12 protein-coding genes are annotated in these 11,912 nt (G+C 40.9%); 2 read left to right on the plus strand and 10 right to left on the minus strand.

The features are described from left to right. From DW005_RS13995 to DW005_RS09565, 10 genes are all read right to left on the minus strand, one after another. A partial coding sequence (locus DW005_RS13995) for a hypothetical protein (protein ID WP_207658736.1) occupies window positions 1–232 on the minus strand: 232 nt, incomplete at its 3' end. A gap of 124 nt (window positions 233–356) precedes the next feature. Continuing rightward, complete coding sequence (locus tag DW005_RS09525) at window positions 357–812, minus strand: hypothetical protein (protein ID WP_022377165.1); 456 nt, start codon at window positions 810–812, stop codon at window positions 357–359. Window positions 813–890: 78 nt separating this feature from the next. After that, window positions 891–1,604 (minus strand): DUF4367 domain-containing protein, encoded by a 714-nt coding sequence (locus DW005_RS09530; RefSeq protein WP_117479118.1) that lies wholly within the window; start codon window positions 1,602–1,604, stop codon window positions 891–893. Next, entirely contained in the window at window positions 1,597–2,130 is a 534-nt protein-coding gene (locus tag DW005_RS09535; protein WP_181975013.1) for a sigma-70 family RNA polymerase sigma factor, read from the minus strand. Before DW005_RS09535 ends, DW005_RS09530 begins: the two co-directional genes overlap by 8 nt. A 121-nt stretch (window positions 2,131–2,251) precedes the next feature. Further along, window positions 2,252–3,193 carry a transketolase family protein gene (locus tag DW005_RS09540; protein WP_117479120.1) on the minus strand — a complete coding sequence of 314 codons (942 nt, stop codon included), beginning with the start codon at window positions 3,191–3,193 and terminating at the stop codon, window positions 2,252–2,254. Continuing rightward, entirely contained in the window at window positions 3,181–4,017 is an 837-nt protein-coding gene (locus DW005_RS09545; RefSeq protein WP_117479121.1) for a transketolase, read from the minus strand. The genes DW005_RS09540 and DW005_RS09545 overlap by 13 nt, the downstream gene beginning before the upstream one ends. 29 nt (window positions 4,018–4,046) lie before the next feature. Further along, on the minus strand, window positions 4,047–4,703 hold the full coding sequence (gene fsa, locus DW005_RS09550) for a fructose-6-phosphate aldolase (protein WP_022377160.1): 657 nt from the start codon (window positions 4,701–4,703) through the stop codon (window positions 4,047–4,049). A gap of 98 nt (window positions 4,704–4,801) precedes the next feature. Beyond that, window positions 4,802–6,346: an aryl-sulfate sulfotransferase N-terminal domain-containing protein gene (locus tag DW005_RS09555; protein WP_117479122.1), complete on the minus strand. Its 1,545-nt coding sequence runs from the start codon at window positions 6,344–6,346 to the stop codon at window positions 4,802–4,804. Continuing rightward, window positions 6,343–8,121, minus strand: a complete 1,779-nt coding sequence (locus DW005_RS09560; RefSeq protein ID WP_117479123.1) for an EAL domain-containing protein — start codon at window positions 8,119–8,121, stop codon at window positions 6,343–6,345. Before DW005_RS09560 ends, DW005_RS09555 begins: the two co-directional genes overlap by 4 nt. A 29-nt stretch (window positions 8,122–8,150) precedes the next feature. Beyond that, a complete protein-coding gene (locus DW005_RS09565) occupies window positions 8,151–9,758 on the minus strand; it encodes an MBL fold metallo-hydrolase (RefSeq protein WP_117479124.1) in 1,608 nt (535 codons plus the stop codon). Between the two features lie 145 nt (window positions 9,759–9,903). Between DW005_RS09565 and DW005_RS09570 the strand changes: the two genes are divergently transcribed. Beyond that, window positions 9,904–10,590, plus strand: a complete 687-nt coding sequence (locus tag DW005_RS09570) for a DNA alkylation repair protein (RefSeq protein ID WP_117479125.1) — start codon at window positions 9,904–9,906, stop codon at window positions 10,588–10,590. A gap of 47 nt (window positions 10,591–10,637) precedes the next feature. Further along, window positions 10,638–11,561: a carbamate kinase gene (gene arcC / locus DW005_RS09575; RefSeq protein WP_022377154.1), complete on the plus strand. Its 924-nt coding sequence runs from the start codon at window positions 10,638–10,640 to the stop codon at window positions 11,559–11,561. Window positions 11,562–11,912: the final 351 nt, after the last annotated feature.

Here is an 11,912-nt window from a genome sequence, read left to right on the forward strand (position 1 = left end):
AAAAATGAAATGGTATGTAATTTACACATTGCCTGTTTAGTTCTTCCATATCCGCGTTTAAACAAATTGGAAACTGGGTATATTTGAGTACCTCTGCCATATAAGCAACGAACAAAGTAAATACTATGATATAAGGAACTTTCCTTTTCTTATATTTAACATAATAAAACACAATCCCAATATATAAAAAACTTAGTGGCATCATAATTAACCAGTCAAAATCAATTTTCATTTTTGCTTTCCCCTCCCGTCTGCTATCATAACACAAAATACATCGCATAAAACATAAAAGTCATGAACGGTCGTTTTTGGGGTATGAACGGTCATTTTAACCCATATTTTCACAACACATGATATTACTTATACTGTTTTTTACCAGTTGTTTTCGTAATAGTTTCCTTTTTCCCACTCTTAGTGAATACAGCAGTGCATTTGCATCGATAAGTACCTTTTGCTGATAACTTATAACTATCTGCAAACAACAAATTTGATGCATTTTTTGTCTTTTTCCATGTTTTTACTGTTTTCCACTTTTTGGTGCTTGAAGTATATTTTTGCAAATTAAGTTCTACATCTATTTTTGATGTCGCACCTTTAGCCATTGCCCTCACTTCAACATTTGCCGTGCCACTTGAAGAAATTGAAAACGAAGGTTGCAAAATGGCAGCATTTTCACTTTGCAAAATTGGTCCAATCTCCAATGCCGGTTCACTAATCTCAGCAGCTTTTGCTTGCATATTTACTGCAAATAATGCACTCATTCCCAGCAAACATACCATTCTTTTTGTGTCTCTTTTGATTTTCGTAATCATAAAAAATCCTCCTTATATATCGTTATACTAATAATAACGATACAAAAGGAGGAAATCTGACAAAAAATTTTAATTTTTTTATTTCTGGTACAAACTATTTGCCATTTTCAATAATTCTGCCTTATAATTTCCTTTCTTAATAAGTAGAATCATATAGTTATATTCCTTATCATCCCACATAATCCATTCTTCATTTCCTTTTATATAATAATATGCCTCATAGCCCATAACACTTGTTTTAATTTTTTGCTCATATTCAGAATCTGTGTAAATTTGGTCTCCTTCCCTAACTTTACCACGGCTATACTGTAATGTATTCTCTTTTTCATCTCTCCATTCATCATAAAGTGCATTTCCCGACGAAAGTTCATCATGGGAATAATACCGAAATCCCTTCGGCACAAATGTAGGTTTCTCATGAATGACGTCCGGCAGGCTCTCCTTCGTTTTTTCATCCTGATTCTGACCAACATACTCCCTTACTTCCAATTTGTCCTTTGAATCATACGAAAGCAGATATTTCCATGCATTAAAACCAAACACCTTCGCACTGACTTGATTAGCAGCAGCTAAGGAAAGAATCACAATCACTACGGCTGCCGCTTTACGGACGGTATACGCCAGACGCAGATGGCTGCCAAAATATTTTTCGCTCCAATTTAAACGTTTCCATCGTTTCATGAATTTTTTTGAAAATTCATGATTATAATCTTCGTCTTGCGATGGATGAAATGAATTCATCTCCTGATATACACAGGTCGTCAAAAATTTCTTGATACTCTCCTCATTCATTACCGAGCCACTCCTTTCGAATGATTGCAATGCCTCTTGCAATTCTCTTAGACACCGTATTCTGCTTGATATTAAGAAGTTCAGCAATCTCACTTACCCCTAATTCGTTGACATAACGAAGAATCAGAACCTCCGCATACAGTTTTGGAATCTTATGAAACACTTCCATCATCTCGCTTTCGCCATAACCTCTTTCGTGCTTACAAAAAAACGGGCTGGTTTCAAACTCATCCATCTCCTGCACCTTTTGATTTTTCTTTTGATTCTTACGATAAAGGTCAATTGCCGTCCTCTCAACTATAATAACGAGGAAACTCTTCGTTTTCTGACAATCTATTTTATCAATTTTATCTAAATTTTTTATAACCTTTTCCCACGACGTCAAACAGGCGTCTTCTGCATCCTGCGGATGATGCAAAACACGCATTGCTACGACGTACATAAGCCGGTTGTATTTTTCATATAATAACTCCAGTTTTCTTTTATCCTGCGGTGAGTCAACCGAGGCTAGAAGTATACATAACATGTCTCTACCCATTCCTTTAAAAAAGGCAACAAACCGGCGCACCCGCTGATTTATTGCCTTTTCCTGCCCATGAAGTTTCCCTCCGGTAGATTTTCTCCACCAAAAATCAACTTACATGAAATTATTTACAAAATGCTTTTACTTTTTCATAAATGCTGTCTGCATCCAAACCATATTTCTTAACAAGCTCTACTGCCGGACCAGATTCACCAAATACATCATTAACACCGATTTTGCAAACCTTTGTCGGACATTTTTCAGCTAATGCATCGCATACAGCACTTCCCAGACCACCAATAACAGAATGTTCTTCTACCGTTACCACTTTGCCGGTTTCTTTGGCTGCTGCCACGATTAACTCCTCATCCAAAGGTTTAATTGTATGAATGTTAATCACTTTGGCATCAATGCCGTCTGCGGCCAGTTTCTCTGCTGCTTCCAGACAATTGGATACCGGAAGTCCGGTTGCAACAATCGTTACATCCTTACCTTCACGAAGTACAACACCTTTGCCAAGTTCAAATTTATAATCCGGTTTATCGTTAATTACCGGCACAGCCAGACGTCCAAAACGAAGATAACATGGACCGTCATGCTCATAGGCAGCACGAACGGCTGCTTTTGCTTCTACATCATCCGATGGAACAATTACTGTCATACCGGGAATCGTACGCATCAGTGCAATATCTTCATTACACTGATGTGTCGCACCATCTTCACCTACGGAAATACCGGCATGTGTTGCGCCGATTTTCACATTCAGATGCGGATAACCAATGGAGTTACGAACCTGCTCAAATGCACGTCCTGCAGCAAACATCGCAAAAGAACTTGCAAATGGAACTTTACCTGTCGTTGCCAGTCCTGCCGCAATTCCCATCATGTTACACTCAGCGATACCACAGTCAATATGGCGTTCCGGGAAAGCCTTTTTGAAAATACCGGTCTTTGTGGCAGCCGCAAGGTCTGCATCCAGTACAACAAGGTTATCAAATTCTGCGCCAAGTTCTGCTAATGCATTACCATAACTCTCACGAGTAGCAATCTTTTTTACTTCTGACATAAAGACTCACCTGCTTTCTCTAATTCTTCCATAGCCTGTGCATACTGCTCATCATTTGGTGCAGTACCATGCCAGCTACACTGATTTTCCATGAAGGAAACGCCTTTTCCTTTAACGGTTTTTGCAATAATAGCCGTAGGCTGTCCTTTGGTCTGTTTTGCTTCATCAAAAGCTGCCTTTAAGGCATCAAAATCATGACCATCCACTCCGATTACATGGAAACCAAATGCTTTGAATTTCTCATCAATCGGATATGGTGAACATACATCATCAACTGCACCGTCAATCTGTAAGCCGTTATTATCCACGATGGCAACAAAATTATCCAGTTTTCTGTGGTTGGCAAACATTGCTGCCTCCCAAACCTGTCCTTCCTGAATTTCACCATCACCAAGAAGTGTGTAAACACGATAATCATCATTACTTAATTTAGCGGACAACGCCATTCCGACTGCTGCCGAAATTCCCTGTCCCAAAGAACCGCTCGACATATCCACACCAGGAATATGCTTTTTATCCGGATGTCCCTGTAAATAGGAACCAACGTGGCGAAGTGTCGTCAAATCCTCAACCGGGAAAAATCCACGGTTTGCCAGTGCTGCATAGTAGCCGGGAGCCGTATGTCCTTTACTAAGCACGAAACGGTCGCGGTCTGCTTTGTCCGGATTTTTAGGGTCAATATTCAATTCTTCAAAGAAAAGATAAGTAAAAATGTCTGCTGCTGACAAGGAGCCGCCCGGGTGGCCTGATTTTGCACTATGAACCCCAGTTACAATCCCCTTACGAACTTCAACAGCCATTTTCTGAAGTTCTAACTTATTCATAATCAATCTCCTTTTTATTACTCACCAAATTATTCACCAAAAACAGCAATATAATCTTTCTGGAATTTCTCAATACCGATATCAGTCAACGGATGTTTTGTCATCTGCTCAATAACACCATATGGTACCGTAGCGATATCAGCACCTGCCAATGCACAATCCGTAACATGAATTGGATTTCTTACGCTTGCTGCGATGATTTCTGTCTCGATTCCATGTACAGAAAAGATTTCAGCGATGTCACGAATCAAATCGATACCAGGCTGGGAAATATCATCCAGACGTCCTAAGAATGGAGATACATAAGCAGCTCCTGCTCTTGCTGCCAAAAGTGCCTGATTCGCACTGAAGATTAATGTAACATTACATTTAATTCCCTCCGAAGCAAGTACCTTTGTTGCTTTCAATCCTTCTACTGTCATTGGGATTTTAACTACCATGTTCTCATGAAGTTTTGCAATTTCTCTACCTTCTGCAATCATACCCTCTGCATCTACGGTTGTTGCTTTTACCTCACCACTGATTGGACCATCAACAATGGATGCGATTTCTTTCAATACATCTTCCTGACTTCTTCCGCCCTCTTTGGCAATCAGGGATGGATTCGTAGTAACACCACAAATAACCCCCATCTCATTTGCTTTTTTGATGTCCTCAATTTTCGCTGTGTCAACAAAAAATTTCATTGCGTATACCCTCCTAAAAGTAATTTTATATCATATGCCCATTATACATCTTTTGCGCATATAATCTCAACCATTTTTTATTCCTATGGACAACTTTTTTAGATTCCATAGAAATACATACCGGAAAGCGTCAGTTTCTGCACCGAATCCAGTCCGCTTCCATAGTTATACCGGCGAATCGCTTTACCGTCGGACCCCATTTCCAAATAGGTTCCTGCCGTGCCGCAAACAATCACATAATTATTTCCACACTTTTGTAACAAGCTTCCGCTTTTTGCCTCAACTGCCGTGGCCGACGCTTTTTTCTGCACCGTCTTCTTTGCCACATCCGCCTGCCACTCAACGGCAAGATACTGATTTCCTTCCTGCACTAACATCGCAGGTATTGTTTCGTTTTCCTGCGATAAAAGCATAGATTCTTTTGTATTCCAACCGGTAAATTTCTTATTATCATTTATCTTTTTCTTTGCTGTTACCTTTTTCCATGCCGCCTTTTTTCCGACAACAAAAGAAATCTTAGGTTTTGCCGCCGTAATGGCATCCAAATAAATTACCCCGGAAGGATTCTTTGCCACCACGCCAATCGAACCACTTTGCGGCACAGTTAATGAACCGGTCTGAATATCTTTCTTAAACCGGTACACAACCCGTGTTTTCCCTGTCTGGAAAGATGTTGCCAGTAAATACTCATTTTTTTTCTTCTTTCCAAGCCAGTATACTTCATTATATCCGTCGTAAGAAAAATCACGGATTTTCCCATAGCCTTTCATCTGAACGACGCCCGTCACCCTGCCAAGAGCAGATACTTTCGCCACCTTATCTTCTGAAATCTGATAAAGAATGCAATCATCCGAAGCCGTTATGCGGTGACCATGAAATGACTCTGTCGGAATCAAATCACGCAGAATTCCTTTATTATCATAAGCTGCAATCCACGGTGTCCCGGATGGAAAAACATAATACATACCGTTTGCTAACGTAGATTTGGAATAGCCATCACTTACCGTAATCTTTTGTGGTATGCCGGACGGACTGCCTGCTGTTGTGTACTGATAGTTTTTTGTCTCTCTCGTATTTCCGGTTGAATCAACTAATTCCATCACAATAAAATTCGTTTTTCCCGGAAGCAGACCTTCCACCAGAAATTCATGTTCTTTGGCTAAATTATTTTCCTGTCCGTTATTGACATAACGGATATGGTCTGAAATCGTCTCATCTTCAACCGTGATGGTATACCGTACCATACAGCGGAATGAAGTGTGAAAATAAAAATAAAAACTATTTTCCATCGTACCAAATGGATTTTTCGCTATAATCGGATTATCAAAATCCGCATCGGTGCGCTTAATCAACCGGTCTAAACGTGCTCTTGCTTCATTGGAGTTTGAAACCTGATACACGGAATTTGACTCAAAATTAAGAACATTTTTGTCTTCGCCGTCCGTTGCTAAAACCGTAGCTTTATCCGGCATGTCATACTGAAAAGCGCGATCCGTCTGATTATCACTTTGCTCTTTTGCCATACGGTTTTTAAATTCGTTTGACGGACCTCCTTCGCGTCCTTTGAGAAAAAAATACGCTCCGGCCGTCAATCCGGACAAGATAAGCAACGTCACAATAATTAATTTTCCTGCCTTTTTCATCCGTATATCTCCTTATCCAGCAATTTTTCAAACTCTTCCATCGGCATTGGTTTTGCATACAAATATCCCTGCGCCATGTCACAGCGGATGCCTCGAAGATAATCTGCCTGATTTTCTGTTTCAACCCCTTCACAGACAACGGTTTTATCCAGTTCCTGTGTCAGTTCCACCGTTTTTCTAATAATAATTTTACTCGTCTCGGAACTCTCTGTCTCATCTAAAAACGACTTGTCAATTTTAATGATGTCAACCGGTAACTCCTTCAATAAATTAAGAGAAGAATACCCCGTTCCAAAATCATCAATGGACCAGCGGATGCCAAGATTCCGAAGCTCTCCCATCATCTTCGCCAAATCTGTCAAATCATCCCTAAAAATCCGTTCCGTCAACTCTAACTCAATATAACGAGGCGGCGTATCATATTTTTTCAAAATGTCCGCCACTCGCTTCACATAATCTTTTTCCTGTAATAAGACACGCGACTGGTTAATCGAAATCGGCACACAATGTCTTTTTTCCTGAAGCCGTCTCTGAATCATGCGACACACTTCACTAAGGATAAAAAAGTCCAATTCAACAATAAAACCATTTTTTTCAAAAATCGGAATAAAATCATCCGGGTAAATCATTGAGCCGTCTTCCCGAATCCATCGTACTAACGCCTCGGCACCTACAATCTGTCCGGTTTCCAAATTATATTTTGGCTGTATAAATGCCTTAAACTCATGTTGAGCCATCGCATTTTTCATGCTCTGCTCAATTTTTCCTGCACGAATCAATTGCGTGTACACTCTCTCGTCATACACAGCAATATGAGAAGTCGTATTCGTCCGCAAGCTCTTTCTGGCAAGATTGGCATACTCCACCATCTTCTGAATCGGCGGATGTTCCTTGTCAATGCGGTAAACACCAATACCAAGCCGCGGATAGGCATCCGAATATTCGTTTCCGATTTCCACTACAAAACGATTGCATAACTCATTGAGCATATTGCGGAATGTAGAAAAATCCTGATAACAGGCAAGTGCTACAAAATGGTCTGCCACACTGCGGCAGCAAAGCAATATACATTTGCCCGATGCCATAATCATCTTCGCCGTATCCGCCAAAAGTTTATCCGCCTTCTGCATACCATACAAATTATTTACCCGTTCAAAATTACAAATATCCGTACAAATAAGCGCATAGTTTTTTGCTTTTGAAATATCTTCTAACTGTCTGGCAGCCCGCTCTTTAAATGCTCCTAATTGAAGCACACCTGTTACCGGATCCTGTATATTCTCTCCGCCTTCTTCTGAAAATTGTTTCTGCCTCTCTTTTAGTACCTGTGTGTCATCCCACAAAGCAGTCTTTCTAATCGCGGATGTATGTATTGATACAATGGAAAACTTTCCATCCTCTTTGCAAATCATCATGGAAAAACGCAAATTCGTATAATAAACATTATCCTGCACCGGCAGACGCAGTTCCAATTCTCCGGTCACCTGATAACAATTTCCGGAAACCTGACTGACATCTGCCGATATCACTTTCATAACACATTGCTTTGGTACTTTTTTTATTTCTCTCTCCAGAAGGTTTTCAAACTCCTGACGGTTGTGTGCCACAAAATTAGATTGCGAGCCAAGCCACGTTACATCCTCACCAACATACGCCAGCATGTCTGACATATTATGTCTGACATAATAAGAATAAAAATGACATAAAGCAATCTGCTTTACCTTTTCTGCATTGAGCCGTTTAATCTCTTGTTCACGACTTTCCTGTGTGGTCACAACCTCACCTCCTCTTCTTCTTTTTCTAATTACGGACGGTCCCACTTATCACAAAGTGCCTGAATCTGGTCTGTGAACTTCGCCGTATCCTTATTACTCAATCCCTCATTCTTACGAATTACCGAAATCAGACGCTGTCCTGCCGTCAATAGACGCTGGAACATATCGCCGGAACGTTTCTTCGCTGCCGCTTTCTTCTTCACAGCAACCGGAAGTGCTTCTTTTACAAACTCGCCCTGTATCAAGTCAAAAACTGTACCACTGTACGGTGCCACAGCGTTATAACCGGAATCGGTAAGTGTTCTCGCAAATTCATCGCATACCTTATCCTCTCCATGAACGACAAATACACGTTTTGGCGGTTTATCCGTAAAACTGTTAATCCATTTTAATAATCCATTTTTATCTGCATGCCCGCTGATGCCGGCAATTTTCGTAATCTCTGCTTTGACCTCAATCACTTCACCAAACAGTTTTACTTCTTTTGCCCCCTCAAGCAGTGCACGTCCTAATGTACCTCTGGTCTGATAACCAACAAACACAATCGTACTCTCCGGACGCCATAAGTTATGTTTTAAATGATGGCGGATTCGACCTGCCTCACACATACCGGATGCCGACAAAATAACTTTTGGCTGCTGGTCAAAATTAATTGCCTTACTGTCATCGCTTGTTATAGACAATTTCAAGCCCGGAAATCCAATTGGGTTAATTCCCTTTTCTACAAGTGCTTTTGCTTCTTCATCAAAACACTGCTGAACATTTTTACCGAAAATATTCGTTGCTTCCACAGCGAGCGGACTATCCACATACACTTCAAAATCCGGATGCGTCTTCACTAACTGCTGCTCCTTAATCTGACGTAAGAAATATAACATCTCCTGTGTTCTGCCGACTGCAAAGGATGGCACTACCACATTACCGCCACGGCGGAAAGTGTTTTCAATAATTGCTGCCAGCTCTCCAACATAATCCGGTGCTTCTTCCCCATGCAGTCTGTCACCGTATGTAGATTCCATAACAACATAATCTGCCGCTTTTGTATAAATCGGGTCTCTGAGAATCGGCTTATGTGTGTTTCCAAGATCTCCGGAAAAGACAACCGTTCGTTCTTCTTCGCCCTCTTTTGCAAATACTTCAATGGAAGAAGAACCAAGCAAATGTCCCACATCGGTAAATCGAATGGTAACCTCATCGCAAATCGTAACTTTTTTATCATACTCACACGGAACCAGCAGTCGAATTGCACCTAAGGCATCTTCCATCGTATACAAAGGTTCATAAATTTCACCGCCGGAACGTCTTGCTTTCCGGTTCCGCCACTCTGCCTCAAACTGCTGGATATGAGCACTGTCACGAAGCATAATCTGGCTCAAATCCACTGTCGCTTTTGTTGCGTATACCTGACCGCGGAATCCTCTGGCAAACAACATGGGAAGAAGACCCGTGTGGTCTATGTGTGCGTGTGTCAGCAAAATAAAATCAATCTCTGATGGATTTACCGGAATCTCCTGATTTTCAAACAAATCCTGCCCCTGCTCCATACCAATATCCACGCAGAATTTTTTATCTCCAACTTCCATGTAATGACAGCTTCCCGTAACTTCATGGTCAGCCCCAATAAATACTAATTTCATAATATCACCCCGTCCTTTCCGACCATCTTAATAATGTATTTATTATAAATCATTTTGCCCTTTCCGTCAACAATCCATGAACGAATCGTTAATGCTTTACGAACCCTTATTTATGCGTTAAAATACTGCTTATGGAGGTAGAAAAATGAACGAATTACAGAAACAATTATTTACCCTGCAGGACCCTTCTTATTTAGATTTTCACAGTAAACTGATTCCAACGATTGAAAAAAACAGAATCATCGGCATCCGCACCCCTGCACTGCGCTCGTTTGCCAAAGATTTTAAAGGTACTAAAGAGGCAGAAAGCTTTCTAAAAGAACTGCCCCACCATTATTATGAAGAAAACAATCTTCATATGATGTTAATTTCAGCGGAAAAAGATTATGAAACCTGTGTGTGGGAAATCAACCGTTTTCTTCCCTATATCAACAACTGGGCAACGTGTGATTTACCGGCACCCGGCGTATTCAAAAAACATAAATCGGAACTGTATGGGGAAGTTCTAAAATGGATTTCTTCAAATGACACATACACCATTCGATACGGCATCGGAATTTTGCTGCGACTATATCTGGACGCCGATTTCTCAGAGAAGCATTTGGCACTTGTTGCGAAAATCCGCTCGGAAGAATATTACGTCAATATGATGATTGCGTGGTATTTTGCCACTGCTCTTGCCAAGCAGTGGGATGCTGCCATTCCTTATTTGGAAAAGAAAAAGCTTTCTGACTGGGTTCACAAAAAAACGATTCAGAAGGCTGTAGAAAGCTACCGCATTACAAAGGAGCAGAAAGAATATTTACGAACCATGAAAAAAATGGTATACTAGTTACATCTTTAATTGTGATAAAAAATACCGGATGGAGGTTACGATTCATGAAAGAAAAAAGAATTGTTGTTGCTCTCGGACGAAATGCCTTTGGTGAGACATTTCCGGAGCAGAAAAAAAACGTAAAAAAGGCAGCTCAGGCAATTGCCGATTTAGTAGAGCAGAAATATCAGATTGTAATTACCCACAGTAACGGGCCTCAGGTCGGCATGATTCAGACCGCTATGACTGAATTTGCCCGTTTGGATAACGATAAAAATTATACCGTTGCGCCAATGTCTCTCTGCGGTGCTATGAGCGAGGGTTATATCGGATACGATTTGCAGAACGCCATTCGTACCGAATTGTTAGACCGCGGTATTTTCAAACCGGTTTCTACGATTATTACACAGGTTCGTGTGGATCCGTTTGACAAAGCATTTAACCACCCGACCAAAGTAATTGGACGTGTTATGACGCGTGAGGAAGCTGATGCCGAAGAAGAAAAGGGAAATCATGTCGTACCGGAAGGAGACGGTTTCCGCCGTATCATCGCTTCTCCAAAACCGGTTGATATTTATGAAATTGATGCAATCGAAGCACTTTTAGATGCCGGACAGATTGTCATTGCAGCCGGCGGCGGTGGAATCCCGGTTATGGAGCAGGGAACCACATTAAAAGGCGCCAGTGCCGTCATTGAAAAAGACTATACTGCCGCAAAACTTGCTGATATGGTAGATGCTTCCCATCTTATGATTCTGACTTCCAAAGAACAGATGGAAACTGCTGACGGCCAGGCAATTGGTAAAATCAGCGTAAGCGATGCTATTTCCTTAATTGATGAAAATCACTTTGATGCCATCACTACCCTGCCAAAAGTTGATGCCAGCGTATCTTTCGTTTCCTCCGGTGAGGGACGAACCGCTATTATTACAAAGCTTGAGAACGCTTATCAGGGGATTAAGGAGAGAATCGGGACGATTATTAAGTAGTTTGAATGAAACAACATTAAGTTTTTTAGTTGCCATAAAACAACAGAAACATTTGCGTTTCGTGGGCACTTTCGTTTGTTGAGCTGCGTAGCAGCAGGGGTACTGAAACTACCAGTACCGCCTGCTGACGCGCTCAAACCCACTCACCGCAAATGTTTCTGTTGTTTTATTTGTATCTAAAAATTTTATTCTCTGTTTCACTCAAATTACTTAACCCGCACCACCACCAGCTCCCCACAACTTAATAATCTCAATATTTCGATTGATAAGGACACTAAAACTTTGTGCGATTGCGTAACATGAAATGTTTGTTAGTTTTCTATTTAAGATTCCAGTAATTCAACAAAAGAA

Source organism: Clostridium sp. AF36-4 (genome assembly GCF_003435975.1).
In the GTDB taxonomy this organism is placed as follows: Bacteria; Bacillota; Clostridia; order Lachnospirales; family Lachnospiraceae; genus Eubacterium_F.